General features: G+C 43.6%; 20 protein-coding genes. 9 read left to right on the top strand and 11 right to left on the bottom strand.

Features of this window, described 5'->3' with window-relative positions; all coding sequences use genetic code 11:
* The first annotated feature begins 13 nt into the window (after positions 1-13).
* On the top strand, positions 14-1,120 hold the full coding sequence (locus tag AC3CIA_RS20695; RefSeq protein ID WP_004731881.1) for a 1-acyl-sn-glycerol-3-phosphate acyltransferase: 1,107 nt from the start codon (positions 14-16) through the stop codon (positions 1,118-1,120).
* Between the two features lie 157 nt (positions 1,121-1,277).
* Here AC3CIA_RS20695 and AC3CIA_RS20700 read toward each other — a convergent pair whose 3' ends face one another.
* Entirely contained in the window at positions 1,278-1,877 is a 600-nt protein-coding gene (locus tag AC3CIA_RS20700) for a hypothetical protein (RefSeq protein ID WP_065206991.1), read from the bottom strand.
* Positions 1,878-1,978: 101 nt separating this feature from the next.
* Here AC3CIA_RS20700 and AC3CIA_RS20705 point away from each other — a divergent pair, with 101 nt between their 5' ends.
* Positions 1,979-2,278, top strand: coding sequence for a DUF1496 domain-containing protein (locus tag AC3CIA_RS20705; protein ID WP_065206992.1), 300 nt, complete (start codon positions 1,979-1,981; stop codon positions 2,276-2,278).
* Positions 2,279-2,317: 39 nt separating this feature from the next.
* Here AC3CIA_RS20705 and AC3CIA_RS20710 read toward each other — a convergent pair whose 3' ends face one another.
* Positions 2,318-2,617, bottom strand: a complete 300-nt coding sequence (locus AC3CIA_RS20710) for a YfcZ/YiiS family protein (protein ID WP_065206993.1) — start codon at positions 2,615-2,617, stop codon at positions 2,318-2,320.
* A 530-nt stretch (positions 2,618-3,147) separates the two neighbouring features.
* Here AC3CIA_RS20710 and AC3CIA_RS20715 point away from each other — a divergent pair.
* Positions 3,148-3,609 (top strand): TetR/AcrR family transcriptional regulator, encoded by a 462-nt coding sequence (locus tag AC3CIA_RS20715; RefSeq protein WP_004731875.1) that lies wholly within the window; start codon positions 3,148-3,150, stop codon positions 3,607-3,609.
* Positions 3,610-4,029: 420 nt separating this feature from the next.
* On the opposite strand, the gene AC3CIA_RS20720 is transcribed toward AC3CIA_RS20715, so the two are convergent.
* From AC3CIA_RS20720 to AC3CIA_RS20745, 6 genes are all read right to left on the bottom strand, one after another.
* Positions 4,030-4,812, bottom strand: a complete 783-nt coding sequence (locus tag AC3CIA_RS20720) for a heme ABC transporter ATP-binding protein (protein ID WP_488518966.1) — start codon at positions 4,810-4,812, stop codon at positions 4,030-4,032.
* On the bottom strand, positions 4,812-5,849 hold the full coding sequence (locus tag AC3CIA_RS20725) for a FecCD family ABC transporter permease (RefSeq protein WP_488518967.1): 1,038 nt from the start codon (positions 5,847-5,849) through the stop codon (positions 4,812-4,814). The genes AC3CIA_RS20720 and AC3CIA_RS20725 overlap by 1 nt, the downstream gene beginning before the upstream one ends.
* A gap of 126 nt (positions 5,850-5,975) precedes the next feature.
* Complete coding sequence (locus AC3CIA_RS20730) at positions 5,976-6,866, bottom strand: heme/hemin ABC transporter substrate-binding protein (RefSeq protein WP_488518968.1); 891 nt, start codon at positions 6,864-6,866, stop codon at positions 5,976-5,978.
* 168 nt (positions 6,867-7,034) lie between these two features.
* On the bottom strand, positions 7,035-7,448 hold the full coding sequence (locus AC3CIA_RS20735; protein WP_017077389.1) for an ExbD/TolR family protein: 414 nt from the start codon (positions 7,446-7,448) through the stop codon (positions 7,035-7,037).
* A complete protein-coding gene (locus AC3CIA_RS20740) occupies positions 7,445-8,146 on the bottom strand; it encodes a MotA/TolQ/ExbB proton channel family protein (RefSeq protein WP_017087354.1) in 702 nt (233 codons plus the stop codon). Before AC3CIA_RS20740 ends, AC3CIA_RS20735 begins: the two co-directional genes overlap by 4 nt.
* Positions 8,147-8,148: 2 nt before the next feature.
* Positions 8,149-8,937, bottom strand: coding sequence for an energy transducer TonB (locus tag AC3CIA_RS20745; RefSeq protein ID WP_488518969.1), 789 nt, complete (start codon positions 8,935-8,937; stop codon positions 8,149-8,151).
* 161 nt (positions 8,938-9,098) lie between these two features.
* On the opposite strand from AC3CIA_RS20745, the gene hutW reads away from it, so the two are divergent.
* The 4 genes from hutW (at position 9,099) to AC3CIA_RS20765 (ending at position 12,480) form a co-directional block, all read left to right on the top strand.
* A complete protein-coding gene (gene hutW / locus AC3CIA_RS20750; RefSeq protein WP_341634546.1) occupies positions 9,099-10,508 on the top strand; it encodes a heme anaerobic degradation radical SAM methyltransferase ChuW/HutW in 1,410 nt (469 codons plus the stop codon).
* Between the two features lie 57 nt (positions 10,509-10,565).
* Complete coding sequence (gene hutX / locus AC3CIA_RS20755) at positions 10,566-11,087, top strand: heme utilization cystosolic carrier protein HutX (RefSeq protein WP_016784265.1); 522 nt, start codon at positions 10,566-10,568, stop codon at positions 11,085-11,087.
* A 141-nt stretch (positions 11,088-11,228) separates the two neighbouring features.
* Entirely contained in the window at positions 11,229-11,759 is a 531-nt protein-coding gene (hutZ, locus tag AC3CIA_RS20760) for a heme utilization protein HutZ (RefSeq protein WP_017074765.1), read from the top strand.
* 178 nt (positions 11,760-11,937) lie between these two features.
* Positions 11,938-12,480, top strand: a complete 543-nt coding sequence (locus AC3CIA_RS20765; RefSeq protein ID WP_488518970.1) for an ATP:cob(I)alamin adenosyltransferase — start codon at positions 11,938-11,940, stop codon at positions 12,478-12,480.
* Between the two features lie 93 nt (positions 12,481-12,573).
* On the opposite strand, the gene AC3CIA_RS20770 is transcribed toward AC3CIA_RS20765, so the two are convergent.
* Entirely contained in the window at positions 12,574-13,488 is a 915-nt protein-coding gene (locus tag AC3CIA_RS20770) for a chemotaxis protein (protein WP_488518971.1), read from the bottom strand.
* A gap of 282 nt (positions 13,489-13,770) precedes the next feature.
* Between AC3CIA_RS20770 and ppiC the strand changes: the two genes are divergently transcribed.
* Together ppiC and AC3CIA_RS20780 are read left to right on the top strand one after the other, a co-directional pair.
* Complete coding sequence (gene ppiC, locus AC3CIA_RS20775) at positions 13,771-14,049, top strand: peptidylprolyl isomerase PpiC (protein ID WP_004731852.1); 279 nt, start codon at positions 13,771-13,773, stop codon at positions 14,047-14,049.
* A gap of 283 nt (positions 14,050-14,332) precedes the next feature.
* Positions 14,333-15,739 (top strand): alpha-amylase family glycosyl hydrolase, encoded by a 1,407-nt coding sequence (locus AC3CIA_RS20780; protein ID WP_488518972.1) that lies wholly within the window; start codon positions 14,333-14,335, stop codon positions 15,737-15,739.
* 148 nt (positions 15,740-15,887) lie between these two features.
* Here AC3CIA_RS20780 and AC3CIA_RS20785 read toward each other — a convergent pair whose 3' ends face one another.
* Together AC3CIA_RS20785 and AC3CIA_RS20790 are read right to left on the bottom strand one after the other, a co-directional pair.
* Positions 15,888-17,759 (bottom strand): methyl-accepting chemotaxis protein, encoded by a 1,872-nt coding sequence (locus AC3CIA_RS20785; RefSeq protein ID WP_114634832.1) that lies wholly within the window; start codon positions 17,757-17,759, stop codon positions 15,888-15,890.
* A 458-nt stretch (positions 17,760-18,217) separates the two neighbouring features.
* Complete coding sequence (locus AC3CIA_RS20790; protein WP_488518973.1) at positions 18,218-19,588, bottom strand: YjiH family protein; 1,371 nt, start codon at positions 19,586-19,588, stop codon at positions 18,218-18,220.
* Positions 19,589-19,751: the final 163 nt, after the last annotated feature.

The raw sequence follows: 19,751 nt of genomic DNA on the forward strand, positions 1-19,751 counted from the left end.
TATGAATTAAAAAATGACCTCTCCGACCGATCCATATGTTGATATTCGTCCTTATGGCGATGATGAAATTCCAGCGGCACTAAACCGTCTTATTAATGATGAAGAATTTATCAGTGCGATTCTGCACTATCGTTTTTCAAACCATGCGTCTTGGTTTAAAGCATTAATGAGCCCGATCTTGCGCGTTTACTTGAAAATGAAATGGAGCAAGCTGACCAGCGTTGAATCCATTCAGATTGAAGTTAAGAAATACTTGCGAGATACATTAGCGAAAACCACGAATGGTGTGACATACACAGGTGTGGAGTCTCTTGATGCTAACCAAGCTTACCTGTTTATTTCAAATCACCGTGATATTGCTATGGATCCAGCATTAGTTAATTACGCATTGCATCACAACAATCATCAAACTTGCCGAATTGCAATTGGTGACAACTTGTTGAAGAAACCATGTGCGACTGAACTGATGCGCCTTAATAAGAGCTTTATTGTAAAGCGTTCTTTGAAAGGGCCGCGTGAGATGATGAAAGCACTAGGGCAGTTGTCTTCGTACATCAAGCATTCTTTGGAAACGGGCAATTCTATCTGGATCGCTCAAAAAGAAGGCCGTGCAAAAGACGGCAATGATTTTACTGAGCCAGCAATCTTGAAAATGTTCCACGTTGAAGGTCGTAAGCAAAAAATCGCATTCCCTGAATACGTGAAGTCGTTGAAGATCGTTCCTGTGTCTATTTCTTACGAAAACGATCCATGTGACATCGCGAAAGCGATCGAGCTTTTTGAAAAAGACGTAAACGGCAGTTACGAAAAGGGTGAATTTGAAGATATCGAAAGTATCATTCAAGGTATCATCGGCAATAAAGGACGTGTTCATGTTGGTTTCGGTCAGGTTATCGACCAAGATTTTGATACGCCTGAAGCGCTTGCTCAAGAGATCGATCGCCAGATCCACGACAACTACAAACTGTTTCCAGTAAACTTGCTGGCAGCGGAAAAAGAAGACGAGTCGATTACAGCAGCGGTTAAGCAGGAGTTTGAAGATAAACTATCTGGCTTGCCACAAGGTGCTCGTCAGTACTTAATCGACAGCTATGCGAATCCAGTGAAGAACATTGGTTAACGAGCGTTAGTTAGCTTGTTAGCTGAGTAGTAACTTGATTGAATTGAAAAAGGAGCCTTGGGCTCCTTTTTTGTTTCTGAATTACTACTTGCTGCTGCATTAGAGTTTTAGAGCAATAGAGCAATTGAGCAATAGAGCATTAGAGCTTTAGGCTAAATTAGCGAGCGACAGCGCCACCGAGCTCTAGGCTGGTCGGCCACGTGGTAATCGTGTTACCACCGAGGTAGATATTACCTTTGACTGTCATGGTGTCAGGAAATGTTGTAATCCCAGAACCGCCTATATATAAATCGCCATCAATCACTATCCCGTTTGGTAGCTCTGTCAAAGGCGTACGAATCACGCTCAGGTCGCCTTTCACTCTAAAGCCATTGGGTAGCCTCTGGAGGGGAGTATCCGTGAGGTTAATAAATCCGCCCACTCTCACACCTCGTGGCCAACTGGTAATTTGACTACCAATCAAGTCGGCATAGCCTTTTATCTTCACTCCCGAGGGAACCCGCGTGAGTTGGCTGTTACCGCCTTTAAGACTTCCGTTTACTTCCAACCCTTTGGGTAGGCGGGTAATCGCAGTGTTCTCAATATTGAGGTTGCCATCAACGATTAACCCTGTTGGCAGTGATGTGTATGGCTTATTTCGTAAATATAAGTTTCCGTAATTATCCAGATGGTTCAATATTTGATACTGATCGAGTGGTTCAGCAGTCACATTTGTTATGGTTAAGGAACCAATAATAAGTGCAATTATTCGGAGCATAACAAGCTTCTTATTACGATAGACGTTAACACTATAAAGAAAAAATTATTCTCGCATAGTGTTTTACTCATTTGTTGGTAGGTAGAAAGGAATAAGAGACAATGAAAGGTAAATTTTCGGTTCGAATAAAGCATCAAATTCTAAAATGCGTTGTGATTCTGACCTCTGCGTTTTGTTCAATATCAGTAAGTGCTAATAAAATAATATCAACGCCTGCAAAAACGGCAGTGGTTGTCACTCAGAGTACTTCACAGCAACGAGTTTGTTATTACAATGATAAGGCATATAGTGTTGGTGCTATCGTTGAGGTCTCCGGTGTTGTGATTAAATGTGCGGCTGAAAATGACTTTGAGACCAATGGTGCTCTAGGTTGGGTTGAAATAATAAAAAAAGACGAGTAATAAACTCGTCTTTTAATTTTATGAGTGTAAGTGCTTATATTAACGCGCTAGAGAGCGAGTCTTAAGTTCGAAAATAATTTTCTCAGCGCTTACTTCAAATTTAAAGCGTGCGTGCAATTCTGTGCTGTCTTCAGTCATCTCTGATGCTTCAAATTCAACATTGCTAGACACTTGCTTTGCTAACTCAACGTACTTAGCTAATTCAGTTTCAATAAGGGCTTTAGAGTTGCCGTAAACCGTTACCTCAGCAACCTCGTCGCCTTCTTTAATGATGAAGCCAATTTCACCTGCGCAACCGCAAGCCTCACATACATCGTTGTTACCAATATCTTGGCTCATAAATAATCCTCTTACAAAGTCTGAGGTTATTCTAACGAGCAATTAGAACTGTATCTACAAAAATTAAAACCTTTGAACTAATTTATACTGGTATGCTATGTTGTTTGTTAAGGTGTTTAATGAATATCTACATTCGCGCCGATAAATATGTATGTGATTTACCTCACGTTTTGTTGAAAAGGAATGTTATTAATTTGTCAGAATATCATTCACTTAGTTGCGTCAGGAATGATTTTATAAGACTATCTATCGCTTGATAGGTATTTATACAATGAATTTTTCGTTGGGTATTTCATATTCTAAGTCGTTATTTAAAATTATCGACTTAGGATTGTAAGGTGATTTTCGAAGAATAATTAGACAAAGTGTCCAAAGAGACATCACTGTAAAATTGTTCGTACATAGTATTTGTGTGCATTTAGTTCTAAATACTTGCGAAAAAACATCTTGCTCACATAATGCTGATAACGATTTTCATTCTGACTTCATTTGATTGAGTTAGATGGATTTACAAAGAGAAGAGCCTGAATATGCCAAAGCGTAGTAAAGAAGATACAGAAATCACGATCCAGAAGATCATGGATGCCGTTGTGGACCAGCTATTGAGATTGGGTTACGACAAGATGTCATACACGACATTGAGTCAACAAACAGGCGTTTCTCGTACAGGTATTAGTCATCACTTTCCTAAGAAAACGGATTTTACTGCTGCTTTAGACGGTCGTATTTTCAAGATGTTTATGGAACACATTGACTTTGAAAATGGCCTTGACGCATTTTCAGCTAGCTGGGTTGCAGCACTTGAAGACGCTGAGTTCCTAGCAATTTTACGTTTACTTTTCCATCATATCGTTACTGCTGAGAGCGCTCATGAGTTCGCTGCAAACGGTATTGACCGTCTATACAAGCTGACTGAAACTCAGTTTGGTGATACTAGCGGTAAAGAACTAGAGTGGTTGATTGGTAAGTCATTGATTCGCATGAGTCAGTAATCAACACACGATAAAAGAAGCTCCTACGGGGGCTTTTTTTGTGTCTGCAATTTCTCTTTCTCTTTCTCTTTCTCTTTCTCTTTCTCTTTCTCTTTCTCTCTCGAACTCATATCGCTTCTGCTATCTTGCTTTGTGCCAAATGAAGTTATTTCTTTTCTTTTTATATGCTTACGCTCGAGTCTTACATTCAACCTCAATTGCGAAAAGCTTAGCGACACTAACTGATTATGTTTATTTCTAGAGCCTCAAACGCTCTGGGTGAGCCGTTTTATAGCTTATTGCTATGGTTACTAACAAAATTGAGTTTAAGGCGAGAGAGAGGCTGTGAGCCAATAAAAAAGCCTCGACTAAATCGAGGCTTTGAATGGTGTCGGCGTTAGAAGGAACGAATACTCTAAATGCGCCAGTTTTTGATTGCGTTTATTGTGCGGGATGAACCTGAGGGAAACTCATGGTTGGATGCTTTTCTACGATACTTCTGTAGCCATACACACTTTCAATCATCGAAGGCTTGAGTGCTTCCCAAGGGTTTCCGTCGCAAACTAAGTGTCCATCTTTCAATACCACCAATCGATCGGAGTATTGAGCGGCTAGGTTTAAGTCATGCAACACCACGATAACGGCTGCATTGTGGTTGTCGGCTAACTCTCTCGCGATTTTCAAGGTGTTGTGCTGGTGGGCGAGATCCAGTGCTGACGTTGGTTCATCGAGCATCAAGATACATTGGTCACCAGAGTAATGAAGCTGCGTTAGTACTCGCGCCAAGTGAACACGCTGTTTTTCACCGCCAGATAGCGAAGGGTAGAGCCTTTCACTTAAGTGTGTCACATCAGCAACATCCATTTTTTGACTCGCGATGTTGGTGAGGTTCTTGTTGGACTCTTGCAGAGGAATACCACCAAGCTCTACAACTTCATGTGCTAAAAACGGGAAGGTCAAAGTGCTGTGCTGAGGAAGCATGGCCAAGTGCTTTGCTAGCTTTTGAGAAGGCCATTTGTCTTTGGTGTGTCCAAAATATTGGATATCGCCGTTGCTCGATATCTCTTGGCACAAGGCTTTAAGTAACGTGCTTTTTCCTGCGCCATTTGGCCCAAGCAGTGTGGTTACCTTTCCTGCCTCAATCTCAATAGAAACGCCATCTAATATCACTTTGCTGCCGAACTTCACTTCGATATCGGTCGCTTTTAACGCTGAAGGAAACATTAAAGGATTCTCCCTTTCTGTTGAAATAGTAGATACAAGAAGAATGGAGCGCCGATGATCGCGGTGACAATACCTACAGGCAATTCTGCTGGTGCCAGTACCACACGAGAGAACATGTCTGCGGCTGTTAGCAATAGTGCGCCTAGCACTGCTGACAATGGCAAAAGAACTCGGTGATCAGGGCCTGCCAACATACGACCTAAATGAGGGATAACGAGCCCGATGAACCCGATCATGCCAGACAGGCTCACTGTGATACCAACGCCTGCGGCTGTCAGTAGAATGAGCTTTCGTTTGAGTTTTTGTACTGGAATGCCAAGGTGTTGCGCTTCTGACTCACCTAAGAGCAGGGCATTCAGTGACATCGCTTGACGGTAAAAAACAATAAACAGTGTTACGAGCGTAACTGCAGCAAGCAAAATGCCTGACCACTTCGCTCCCGCTAGTGAACCCATCGACCATAGTGAAAGATCACGCAGCATTTGGTCATCAGCGATGAAGTTCAAGAACCCAATACCAGCGCCAGAGAGCGCACTGATCGCCACACCCGCCAGCAACATGATGGTGACAGAAGTGCCGAACTTACCCGTGCCTAGTTTATAGACCAAGAGTGTGGTTAAAGCGCCACCAAGAAAAGCGAACACAGGAACCGCAGCAAAGTTCATGAAAGCAGGGTATTGAAGCGATAGCTGAGAGAAAAGCACGATGGCCAGTGCTGCGCCTAGCGCCGCACCAGCAGACACACCAATGATCCCTGGCTCAGCAAGCGGGTTTCTAAATAGCCCCTGCATGACGGCACCACATAATGCGAGAATCGCGCCGATTAGCATACATAAGATGGTTCTTGGTAAACGGATTTCTTGAATCACCAAATTGATGTGTGGGGCTAAATCATTGTTTGGTTGGAGTAAGCTCGCTGCACTGTCAGCTAAGCTAATGTTCATTGGCCCAACGGTAATTGAGAACAGTGCGACGAAGACTAGGGTAGCCCCTAGGCCTAACATCGATGTTTTCAGTGGGACGGATCGTAGCAACATAAAGGGCCTCAATGTCCATCGCTAGCTTCAATATCCATCACCAACATTGCGGAAAAGCGGGTAGGTAATGGAAACTGAGCTAGCAACAGTAAGAATAGGGTGGTCGAGTTATAGCGGGTAGATAAGTTATAACGGATAGATAAGAGCGTTTAATCGCTTGGCTTCTGAAAGGCTTTCGAGGCCAAGTCCGCCGACTAATGCACTGCCTTTTACGGTAATGATTTGCTTGTTCATGCCAGCAGGAGTCGCTGCTAACATAGGCAGCGATTTAAGAATGGCGTCAGCGCCGCCCATTTTTTTGTAGCTGCGGCCACTCACCAAGATGACATCAGGCTGCATTTCAACGAGTGATTCCATCGATAGTGGTTTGTAAGATGTCAGGTTTTTAGCCGCAGGGTTTACACCGCCAGCCAATTCAATGATCGCGTTTGGTGACGTTTCACCGCCAGCAACGTTCGCCGGGCGACCTTCATGCAATAATAAGAACAGAACTTTCTTCGCTTCGTTGTTGGGTACTTGGTTTGCTTTTAGTGCCGCAATCTTCTTATTTACTTCAGCTTTGACTTGCTGTGAGTGAGCTTCGGTGTGGGTAATTTTTGCGATCTGGTCGATACGCTTTAATAACCCCTCAACGTTTGCTTCGGTGTTAACGATCTCGACATCGACACCGGCAGATTTCAATTGAGAAATCGCGTTGTCTGGCCCCATTTCATCCGAGCCAATCAGTGTCGTTGGCTCTAAGGCAATCAAGCCTTCTGCTGAAAGGTTTCGGTGGTAGCCAATCTTCGGCAGGTTCCCTGCTTGAGGGAAATGGCTGGTCACATCAATCGCCACTAACTGCTCTTCAGCACCTAGAGCTAAAACCAATTCAGTCACAGCACTGCCCGCACTGATGATTCGAGGTTGCTCAGCGTCGTTAGCATTGGCGATAGGTGTTGTTAGTACCAAACTCATTGCAGCGATTGCGAGTAAGTTTTTGTTATTATTTAATTTGTTGAGCATTTTTAAGTCTTTCATAATAATTTCTTTATACTTTCTTCTGATGGAGAGTAATCGCGAAGATACTCAGTGAGCAGTCCGTTCGCATGTTGAGTTCGAATCGATAGAAGTTTGGTTTGAGTACTCAACCAGTACATAGCCAAACCTTATAAAAGGTGTTAGGTCTCATGAAAATTGAGAGTTGTTCTAGCCATCTTCAGTGAGCAATTGAGTCGCTGGTATTCCGTTCTCTTGAAGGAAAGACAGCAACTTCACTAGGTTCTCAACGTTGGCGGCTTTATCTGCACCAATGATGATCGGCTTCTTGTCTGATGTGCCTGTTTCTTCTAGCAATGCAATCTTGAAGTTTTCCCAGTCGATGTACTCTTGGCCGTTAATCGCCCAGTAGGGTTCGTGGTCTAAGATATTGACGCTAATCGAATCTTTATGAACTTCAGAAACGTTCTTAATATCAGAGCTCGGCAGTTCGACTTCTAATGACTCCAACTTCACCGATGCTGTCAGCAGCAGGAAAACCATCACGATAAAAATGATGTCGAGCAGCGGTGTTAAGTCCGGAGCTAAACTTTGTGTTTGAGATGAGTGGGGCGTTTTAATCATGCTTGTCTCGCATCACCGACAGCGACTTTGTTTAATGATGAATCTTTAGTTTCGTCAGACTGATTAGTTTGAATCGACATGCCTTCTAACCACACATTCACATAATTCAAAGTATGTTCTAGCTGCGCCAAAACCCTATCGGCCCAAAGTCCAAGCAGTTGAGACCCTGAGATCGCAGGCAGTGCAATCATCAAACCTGCCGCTGTGGTTCTCATTGCTAAGCCAAGGCCGTCAGCTAGATCGTTAGGTGTAATACTTCCGGTGGTAGCAGCTACACCTTTGAACATCTCGATAAGACCAAGCACAGTACCAAGCAAGCCAATGAGTGGACTGATCACGCCGATTAAACCAAGCAACCTTAAACCTGCATGAAGCTGGTGGCGTTTTTCTTGTAGCCAGATGCCTGCCGCATCTTCACGTAGTCCTTTCGAAAAAGAGTGGTGAGCAAGCAACATCGAGACGCCCTTGTACAGCAGCGGTCGTTTACCAGAAATAGACTGAGCGAGAGCCTCAATTTCTTTGCTGTTGGTTGGTGATATTTGATTGAGCTCGCGACGAATGGCGCGTTTGCCAACACCAATGCTTAACATCACTTGGAAGACACGTTCAGCGATGATCATTGCGGTTAATGCTGAACAGATAAGAAGAGGCCAAGTCATTAAGCCAAGTTGATCTTGTAAGTAACTGATTTGTTGCATGATTATTCCAACCTAAAACGAACAGGTAGTTGTACTCGGTGAGCAATCGCTCGACCATTGACAGTGTGGGGTGAGAACTTCCATTTTTTAATGGCGTCTAAAGCGGCGTTGTCGAGTATTAGTACGCCTGATGAATTTACTAATGCTTGCTTAATTTGTTTGCCTTCCGCGTCTAACCAGACCTCATAAATTGCGACCCCTTCAATACCACGACGTCTTGCCTGTCGAGGGTAAGTCGGGGGAGTAGGGGGAGCTGAAAACGAAGGCTTAGTGACTAGCACAGGCTCTTGGTTTGATACGCCTTGGTTTACTTGCTGAGGTTGGTTGGCAGACTCGGCCAGGTTTCTATCGACTTTCTTATCGGCCAGTTTTTCTGGTTGAGGCGTTGGTTTGGACTTTGGTTCTGGGCGTTCTTTCTTAACGACCTTTTTCTTTGCTACTGGCTTCTTTTCAACAACCTTTTTCTCTACTTTCTTGGGTTGAGGCTTATTGGTGATCGCTTTTTTCTTTGGTGTCGGTTTGGCTTGCTTTGGCTCAACGGCCTTGGGTTCGACAGGTTTAGGTTCAGCTTGTGAGACCGTTTCTTTGATTGGTTCTGGTTCAACCGGCTCTGTGATGGTTTTTTGTTGAGCCGGGGAAGGCGTGCTCTTAGGCGTGAAGTTGATCGATACCGTGTTCGATTGGCTACCTGCAGGCATCGCAAAGACTTTGGATTCTTGAGCGACAAATAACAGCGCTGCATGAATCACTAACGATGCACCGCCTGCAATAACATATCTAGGAACGTTCACATTCAATCCTTTACCAAATCTAAAATCTGTATTGGATTATTGCTTAGAATCTAAATAAGATCAATTATCAATTGCATTATCATTTACGTCTATTTATGATTCTCTCAGTTTTTAGCGAATAGTCTTCCAGACTTTGCTATGTAAGTGTTTAGAGAGATTATATGAGTCTTGATATTTATAAGTTTGACGAATCAGTTTTGGGTGTTTCTAGCCCTGATCCGCTTCGTTTTGCGTTTGCAAAAAAGCATTCTGCACATGCCGGGGGAAGTTCAATTCCGGTCGATCCGAGTAAGAAGTTAGAGATCTTTGATGAACTGATGCTAATTGAAGGGAAAAAACAGGATAAACGTTGTTTGTATATCCATATTCCTTTCTGTCGCGTGCGGTGTACGTTCTGTAACTTTTTCCAAAATGCTGCAAGCCGCAAACTAGTGGATGAGTATTTCGATGCACTAATGGTAGAGCTGAAGCAAAAAGCCAGAACTCCTTGGGCGCAATCTGGATTATTTCACGCCGTTTATATTGGCGGTGGAACACCAACCGATTTGTCTCCTCAACAAGTAGAGCAGTTAGGCAAGGCTATTCGCCAATATTTCCCACTGGCAAACGATGTGGAAATGACCTTGGAAGGGCGCATCAATCGATTTGGCGATGAAATGTTTGACCGTGCACTAGAGGGTGGCTTCAACCGTTTCTCATTCGGTATTCAGAGTTTCAATACTCAGGTTAGGCGCAGTGCTAAGCGCTTAGATGACCGAGAGGTTGTGATGGAACGTATCAGTTCACTGAGCCGTACTGAACAAGCGCCTATCGTTCTTGATCTGCTATATGGGTTACCACATCAGTCGATGGAAGTGTTCCAACAAGATTTAGAAGACTACATGTCTACTGGGGCACACGGTATTGATCTCTACCAACTGATTGTTTCGGGCAATGCACCTATGCTTAATCTTGTTGAGAAAGGAAAAATCCCACCACCGGCCAATACGCCAGATAAAGCGAGCATGTACTTGGCGGGTGTCGAGTTCATGGCAAAAAATAAGGTCAAGCAACTGAGCGTGAATCATTGGACTCGCGATAACCGTGAACGCAGTATTTATAACAGCTTAGCGAAAACCTACGCCGAAGTTCTGCCTATTGGTTGTGGCGCTGGTGGCAACATTGGTGGCCACGGTGTGATGCAACATCGAACTTTAGACAGCTACATGGAGTCTATAAAGCAAGGTCAACTGCCAATAGCCATGATGACGAAACAAAGCTCATTAGAGCCAACTTTCTCTTCATTGAAGGCCGGTTTTGATTCTGGTGTTGTGAGAAGAAGTACCTTACCGAGCTTTATGGGGCAAGACACGTTCGATTATCTGAAGCCTCTGTTTTTGCATTGGGAAAAGAATGGTCTAGTTGAGCTTTCGGAAGATTATCTGACCCTCACTATTGCTGGCAGCTTCTGGGCAGTAAGCCTCGCTCAAAGTGTGATTCAAGTGCTTAACGCTGAATATCAGGCTATGCATCCAACACCGAAGGCATCCGGTTCGGTCGGCCACCCGCATGCAAGTTTGAAGCACGCTTAATATCGAATCTTTAGTTTATAACTTACGTAAATTACTCGTTTATACGGAACATATTCAATGACAGATACAACATTAGAAATGACAGAAACTCTAGAACAACGCGTAGCTCTAATTTTAGAAGAAGAGCCAAAACTACTGCCGACAGCAATTGCTGAGAAGCTAGGTGTTTCAGAAGTTGAAGTGGTTGCTGCTTTTCCAAACGACATGGCGGTAATGCTAGATGGCAGCCGTGCTCAAGAGATTCTAGAAGGTTTAGTTGGTTGGGGCCCTGTGACCACTATTGTGCATTCATTTGGTTCTATCTTTGAAGTAAAAGCACCATTCCCGAAAGGAAAAGTAGCACGTGGTTACTACAACTTGATGGGCAAAGAGGGCGAGCTTCATGGTCACCTAAAGCTTGATAACGTTAAACATATCGGTTTGGTGAGCAAGGCGTTCATGGGTCGTGAAAGTCATTACTTCGGCTTCTTCAGTGAAACCGGCGAGAACATTTTTAAGATCTACCTAGGCCGCAATGAAAAGCGCGAGCTGATTGCCGACCAAGTAGAACGCTTCAAAGCGCTAAAAGAACAAGCTTAAGCACAATTAACGGCAAGCTTAACTAAGGTTGCCAGGTCATTAGAACATACATCAATGCTCGAGGATCGTTTAGTTTGCTAATGATCGCTCAACCTCGGGCGAAAAATAATAAATCAGAGAAAGTGAAGAAAGGAATTACCCATGGAACAGCAAGTAAAACAAGAACGTCTACAAGGTCGCCTAGGTCCAGAAATTAAAGAATTTCGCCAAGAGCGCCGTACCCTTCAACTTGCAACGGTTGATCAAGAAGGTCGCCCGAACGTAAGTTACGCACCTTTCGTTCAAAACCAAGAGGGTTACTTTGTTCTCATTTCTGATATTGCTCGTCATGCGCGTAACTTGAAAGCAAACCCTCAAGTCTCGTTGATGATGATTGAAGATGAAGAGAGCTCGAAGCAACTTTACGCACGCAAGCGTTTGACGTTTGATGCTCAAGCAAGTGTTGTAGAGCGTGAAACTGAGCTTTGGACTCAAGTGATCGGTCAGATGCAAGAGCGTTTTGGTGAAATCATTGATGGTTTGAGCCAGCTGCAAGACTTCTCTCTGTTCAACCTTAAAGCAGAAAACGGCCTGTTCGTTAAAGGTTTTGGTCAGGCATACCAAGTATCTGGCGACGATCTGGTGGATTTCGTTCACCTGGAAGAAGGCCACAAAAAAGTATCTAACGAGTAATCTCGTTTAATCTAATGTTAAGAGCCCTCTAATGTGAGGGCTTTTTTATGCCTAAATATTGTCGCTGTCTCTTAAGGCCACGTTGTAAATACGAGACTTTAACTCGAGAAAAAGCAGATTAAATCAAAGAGTTTGGTATATTGGCGTCTGATTAATATTAAAGTTTAAGGATCGATACGTGAAACCAGTAAGTCGAGATTGGGACGAGTTCTGTTACCCATTTATTTATGAAGACAGCCCTATCTGTGATTTTGAAATCTTATCGGACGAGCTCTGTTGTCGAGTTGGGTTGGTGCTTTCTTTGGAATTGGAGCCTCAGGTTCGTGAAATCCTGCAACGCCTACAACCGAATATCTATCACTTAAATGGGTCTGTACGTGGGAAACTCGCCATCACAGAATCTGAATTGGTCGAGCTCAAGCAAGATTATCATCATGTTCGTGATCAGCTAGAAGGCGGGTTCAAAGGTTTTGTTTTACCCGGTGGGCATCGAGTATCCAGCGAGCTTCACTTGTGTCGCTGTCAGGCTAAAAAAGTCGTGCGAGCATTGGTGAGTATTGAGCATCATGAAAGCAAAAAATCGCCAGACCCGATTCTTTTTAAATACGCTAACTTAGTCGCGAACACACTCTATGCATTGGCGTCTTTTACCAATCATGTCAATGAGGTAGAGGAAGTGGAATTTGTGAGTAAGAGCTATTCTATGCCAAAGAAATCTTAAGGAAGAGTTCTACATTGAATCATCTCTAATCCTAAAGAAGCTAAGAAGCTAAACCATTAAGCATGATGCTAGGTTTAGCTTCCAAAATAGCGTCTAAGCAGCCGTAGATGCTTCGTTTAAGACTTTTGCGCCGCGTAGCATGGCTTCGATTAATTCGCCCGCATTGAACTTCTCAAGTGCTTCATGTGCACCTACCTGATTGGCTCGGTCGACACAGATTTCACTGGACAGTGAGGTATGCAAAATACAGTAGGCATGACTCAGTGCGCTGTCATTTTGTACTTCAAACGCAAGCTCATAGCCATCGAGTCCAGGCATCTCGATATCACTCACTAGAAGATCAATCGCATTGCCTACGCTAGCTTGGCGTCGCATCAGGTCAATTGCATCTAAGCCGTTATTACAAATGCTGTAAGGGATGTTGATGCTGTCTAAGGCATCAGATAGTTGTTTACGCGCAATCAAAGAATCATCAACCAATAAGATGTTCAGCGCTTTGAGGCGTTCCCTTTCGACATCAGTCAGCATTGGAATATGCGCGTTTTCATAAGCCGGGTAGATCTTAGAAAGTAGTAACTCCACGTCGAGCATTTGCACGATACGATCTTCAAAACGCGTAATACCCGTCACAAACACATTACGACCCACACTGGCGGGTGGCGATTCAATGCTTTTCCAATCACATTCAATGATTTTATCAATCGAACGAACCAAAAATGCCACTACTGTTCTTAAACAATCGGTGACGATGAGCACACAATCTTGGTAATCCGAGGGTGTGATAGGGCGAAAACCAATCGCAGCAGACATATCAATGACAGGAACCGTAAGGTCGCGGATGGTCACCGTACCAATCACATGGTGATGAGAGTAGGGGATCTGGGTCATTGGCTGGAAAGGGACGATTTCTCTGACTTTAAGCGTGCCTATCGCAAAACTTTGAGTAAGGGATAACTTGAACATCAACATTCCCTGTGACTGACTCGCTTTACTGATCGGTTTGGCCATAGTGGCTCCTACTTAATACCCGCTTAATTTATAAGGATTAATTTAAAGGGAAACAGAGATGTCGGCAAGTCACTATACGGTTTTTAGGGGTTTTAAGGCAGTTGTTTTCGGTTATAGAGTGAAGATTGGCAGTTCTTGGGTTAAAATCACGCTAAACGCGCGCTGTCGATGGTTTTATGTCGACAAGTCGTTAGCGATAAACAGAATTACAATAGTCAGTTCATTAACGATGCTCTAAGCAACCATCGTAAGTAAACTGACCGCAACGCACTGAGAATTATCATGGCAAGAACAGCAGCAGCGCTTCATATTTTGGTGAAGCACAAAGAAGTAGCAGAAGACATCATCAAGCAGCTTAAAAAAGGTGCTAAGTTTCAAACGCTAGCGAAGAAGCATTCAACGTGTCCATCTGGTAAAAAGGGCGGAGACCTAGGCGAGTTCAAAAAAGGTCAAATGGTGCCTCAGTTTGATAAGGTTTGTTTCTCTGGTGAGACGCTAGTACCACACCTTGTTAAAACAAAATTTGGCTGGCACGTAGTGAAGGTTCTTTACAGAACTTAGTCATAAATATGTGTTAGATTGAATAAAAGGAGCGTATGTACGCTCCTTTTTTGTCACTTTTTTGTGCAGTTTAAAGCACTACGGTTGAGTGTTCATCCCAGACGTTATGCGATAATTGGCACTACGCCCTTGACTATCCGCCGTGACTAATCGGTGGGAGGAGGAGGGTTTTTAATGAGTAACTCATATAATAAATACCATTCTTAAGGAAATTTATGCAGCTTTGCCTTTTAGCCTTTGTATTTATCTAGAAAGCTGTAAACAAGTTTGGTAGGAGAACAACATGGATAGTTCAGCTATGTTAAGCAACCCAGCGACAGATGTGATATTGCATGCCTTTGACTGGTGCTACGCTGACGTAATGAAGAACGCCCCACTGATCCAAGAATTGGGTTATAAATCTGTTTTAGTATCACCGGCAATGAAGTCGTTACGCGGACCTAAAGGTTGCGACCGTGATTCTGGCACCCAATGGTGGCAGCGCTATCAACCACAAGATTATCGTGTGATTGATAATCAGCTGGGTGACACGCAAGATTTCACTGCGATGGTGAACACGTTAAAGCAACACGGGCTTCGTACCTATGTGGACGTCGTGTTTAACCACATGGCCAATGAGTCGGGTATCCGTGGCGATTTAACGTATCCAAATCAGCAAGACATGGCGTCTTATCAAGAAGATGCTGACTATTACGAATCCATACGTTTGTTTGGCGATCTTTCTAAGCCTTTATTTGATGAAAACGACTTTGTTGAAGCGTTTGGTATCAAAAACTGGAAAGACACTTGGGAAGTACAGAACGGACGTATTACTGGTGGAGTTAGTGACCCTGGCTTGCCAACGCTGTTAGACAACGACAATGTGGTCGCGCAGCAGAGAGCTTACCTAAAAGCCTTAAAAGAGATTGGCGTGAAAGGGTTTCGCATAGACGCAGCGAAACACATGACACTGTCACATCTACGCAAGGTGTGGACTGATGATATTTGCGAAGAAATGCATATTTTTGGCGAGATCATTACTGATGGTGGTGCGACCAAAGAAGAGTATGAGTTGTTCCTTGAGCCTTACCTCAAACACACTCGCTTAGGCGCTTACGATTTCCCTCTGTTCAATACCATCTTCAAATCCTTTGAAGAGCAGGGCAGCTTTAAGTCTTTGATCAATCCTTACTGTTTTGGTCAGGCGTTATCGAATATGCGAGCAATCACTTTTGCCGTCACTCATGATATTCCAAATAATGAAGTATTTTTGGATCACGTAATGGGTGAAGTTGACGAGCGATTAGCTCATGCCTTTATTCTTGGTCGAGACGGGGGTGTGCCGCTTGTTTACAGTGAGCTAAGTACCAGCGGCATTCTGGATCAGAACGTTCAGCCTCGTTGGCTTAACGATTGGCAAGCGCCTTACATGAAAAACATGATTCAGTTTCATAACCATGTTCATGGCGAAGCGATGCGTGTGGTTGAGGCAAATGATGATTTGCTGGTGTTTGTCCGTGGAGACAAAGGCATTGTGGTGATCAACAAGTCGAAGCGAAGTAAAACGGCATCACTGGCTTGGACTGGTACAGTAACTGACTTATTGTCTGGTGCAGTGTTTGATTGTGTCGATAAGACGCTAACCATTCAGGTTGAATCTAATCAGTGCATGATGCTGACGACCAATGAGTTCGAACCTGTGATGAGTTAAGTCTGATCGGTTAGAAAGAGAAGTCGAAAAAAGAAAGACCCGTTTACTAGCATCTAGTAAACGGGTCTTTTGTTTTTTAGGTTCTTGGCGGAACGTTGGTTAAGCCTATGTATTGGTTAAGCTAAGCGCTGATTAACACAAACTTCTGTTAAACCGTAAACTTGTTCAATAGCTCGTCTTGTTGGCGAACATTGTCAGTTTGTACCTGCATTGCCGTGTTTGCTTCTTGAGCCGCGTTGGATACTTGTGTTGAAAGGTCTTTGATCTTAACTGTGTTGTTGTTGATCTCTTCCGCTACTAAGCTCTGCTCTTCTGCTGCTGAAGCAATTTGAATATTCATATCAGAGATACGCTGAATCGCGTCACGGATGCGGTCAAGTGAAGAGTTTGCTTGCTGAGCGCGTTCAACGGCGTCAGTGGCTGTGTCTTTACTTTGGTTCATCGCGTTCGATACTGAGCTTGCACCCGCTTGGAGTTGCTCAATCATGTTGCGGATTTCAGTGGTCGATTCTTGAGTACGTTGCGCCAGAGTTCGAACTTCGTCGGCTACGACTGCGAAACCACGACCAGATTCACCAGCACGTGCCGCTTCAATCGCTGCGTTCAATGCGAGTAGGTTAGTTTGGTCTGCAATATCGTTGATTACTTTAAGAATCGTTTCGATGTTGGCTGTCGCTGATTCCAGTACTTGTACTTCTGCAACCGCTTGGTCGATACGTGCTGAAAGGTTATCAATGGCTTGAGTGGTATCACTGACTACAGATGTACCGTCTAGCGTTGCTTCGTCAGCTTCACGAGCCGCTGCTGCTGCGCCTTGAGCGTTGTTCGCGACTTCTGTTGCAGTCACTGCCATCTCGTTCATTGCAGTCGCTAATTGCTCAAGCTCTTGCAGTTGGGTATTCATCGCGTTTGCTGATTCGCCTGCACCTTTAACCGTGATTTCAGTACCACGCTTAATCTCAACACCAATCGCTTTTGATTGAATGATTTGGTTTTGCAGGTTTTCAGTAAAGGTATTGAAACCTTTTGCTAGGTCAGAGAACTCTTTGTCTGTGTTGGTGTCTAGTCGTTTGGTTAAGTCACCTTGACCGCTCGCCACATCTTGAATTGCTTGGTTAAGCACATCAAGTGGACGCATTAACACACGGATCAGAACAGTCAGTGCAATGATGCTGAGAATTACCGCAATCAATGAGTAGATCATCGAGCTGTTCTTCAGATCTTCCACGGTTTGGAACGCGATCTCTTCATCAAGGATTGCGCCAATGTACCAATCTTCACTTGGGATGTGGGTGAAGTTAACTAGGAACATTTTTCCGTCGACTTCAATTTCTTGAGAGCCTTCACGAATGCTTGCTTGTGGCATGTAGCTTGAAAGCGTTTCACCGTTGTTTTTCGCATTCGGGTGAGCAATCGTTGTGCCGTCAGCAGTGACTAGGAATAGGTAGCCGGCATCAAACAAGTTCACTTGGTTTACCAATGTCGCAAGGTTGGTCAGTTCTAGGTCGTAGAACATACCTGCCGTGAAGCGGCCGCTGTCTTTAACTGGCGTACCCACAGAGATGATGACTTTCTTACTTGATGCATCCACATAAGGAGCGGTAACCACTAAACTGTTTTTGGATTTAGCATCAATGTACCAAGGGCGGATTCGTGGGTCGTAATCTGGACCGGCTTCCCAACCGTCATCATTCTCAATGACGAAACCGTTTGCTTCATAACCAAAGCCAACCGCTAGGAAGCTGTTTTTAAGCTTTGGTTTTTCTAGGATTTCTTTTACGTAAGTACGGTCTTGAGGGTTAATCTCGATGACTTCAGTCGTCGATTGAGCCAACGCTTTCTTGGCGTTCATTTCTGATACGACTGTATTTTTTACGCCAGAGACCATCTCTTTTAGGCTCGCATTGACGTGGTTTTCTACAGCACTTCTTACGGTGTAAAGTTGTTGTATTGAAAGCAATGATACTGTCACTAGCAGCAAGGCTGATGATGCAGCAACCACCTTATGGCTAAATTTCATTGAGTGTTCCCCTTCTCACAGGCTTTGCGAAGTCTAAAGTTAATCGTGTTTTTCTAATTATATATATCGACGAGATTGAAATTTACTTGAATGTAATTTCACAAAATAGACTACAAAAATACAACAACCTAAACAATACAAAATTCACTAAATCATATATTTGTTACTTTTAGCATTTGGTTCAATGAGTTGAAGATACACGCGAGCCTAGAGCCTACGGGTATTGATAATTTATTAATTAGACGTTTATGTGTGTGGTTTTCTATTATAAGACGAGAAGGAAGGTAAACAGATATGAAATTAAATGATATGCCAATTTTATATCTTGGATGTATTTTTGGTGGGTAGGTGAATGTATTTTAAGCGAGTAGGGAATGTCTTTACTGGCAATAAAAAGCCCCACAAAAGTGAGGCTTTATAAAATAGTTCTTAATTACGCTATATCAGTAGGGTCTAATTTAGAATATTAGATGTGCTACACCAGCGATAACCGGAAGTGTAATTAACGTACGCAGAATAAAGATAATAAACAGTTCGAGGATGTTCACTGGAATCTTACTGCCTAGAAGCAGAGCACCTACTTCAGACATGTAGATCAGCTGAGTTACCGACATTGCTGCAATAACAAAGCGAGTCATCTCGTTGTCGATAGAAGCCGCAAGGATTGCCGGGATGAACATGTCTGCAAAACCAACCACGATGGTTTCAGATGCTGCAACCGCTTCAGGAACACCAAGTAGCTCTAGGAATGGAATGAAAGGTTGACCTAGGAATGAGAATACCGATGTGTATTCTGCAATAACCAGTGCCATCGTACCAAGGCCCATAACAACAGGCAGTACACCAAATACCATATCTACGGCGTTACGGATGCCTTCAGCAAATACTGACTTAGCTGACTTAACTTGTGATGCTTTGTTTACTGCTAGCTCAAGACCCCAAGAGAATGTTGAGTGACCTGCAGGAATCGCGTCAGCGTCTTTGTGAGGCTTGCTGCCATCAATGAAGGTGTCTTTCTTCATGCTTAGTGGCGGAAGGCGAGGGATGATTACCGCAGCCACAATACCCGCTAGACAGATTGCTGCGTAGAAAGGTAGGAATAGGTGCTCTAGCTCTACTTGAGCAATAACCACAAGGCTGAACGTGATAGAGACTGCAGAGAAAGTCGTACCAACTACAGCGGCTTCACGCTGGGTGTAGAATTTCTTCTCGTACTGTTTACTTGTAAGCAGGATACCGACACTGCCGTCACCTAACCAAGAAGCCATACAGTCGATAGCACTACGACCAGGCAGGTTGAAGATTGGGCGCATTACTTTACTTAGTAAGGTGCCAAACAATTCTAGCAAACCAAAGTTAAGTAGTAGTGGCAGTAACAAACCAGCAAAGATAAACACTGAAAATAGAGTCGGCAATAGGCCTTCTAGTACGAGACCGCCGGTGTTTTCTTCCCAAATAAATTCAGGGCCGATTTGGAAGAAAGCCATGAATGCTGCAGCACCACCGATAAGACGAACCAACAACCACAGTGGAGATGGGTTGAAAAGGCCGCTTAAAAATGAGTTCGATGTAATGAATGCAGGTTTGAAAATGGTGCTTAAAACTGAAGCTACAGACATGAAGGCAACGATTGCAGTGATAATAGCAACTAGAGACTCACCGAAAACCGCTTGAATTGATTTGGCTAGAATAGCGACAGGGATCGTTAGATCACCTTGGTAGCTGATTGGCGCCATGAAAAGGAATAAACCAATCAGAGATGGGATTAAGAAAACCCAGAAACTGCCTTTAGATTTCTCTGGTTGAGCAGTATTCGTGTTGTTAGACATGTTAATTGTTCTCGTATTTCTACATGTAAAAAAGCCACATCCTTGGCGTTTTTATTCTCTAAACATCCGTATTTTCTCACTGGCTGCAAGATTACCCAGTATTGATAGTGCTTGCAATACTATTCATCAAATATCGCTAACTATTCACACTGGTTATTCTGCA

The organism is Vibrio sp. QJM3NY_27, assembly GCF_057785955.1.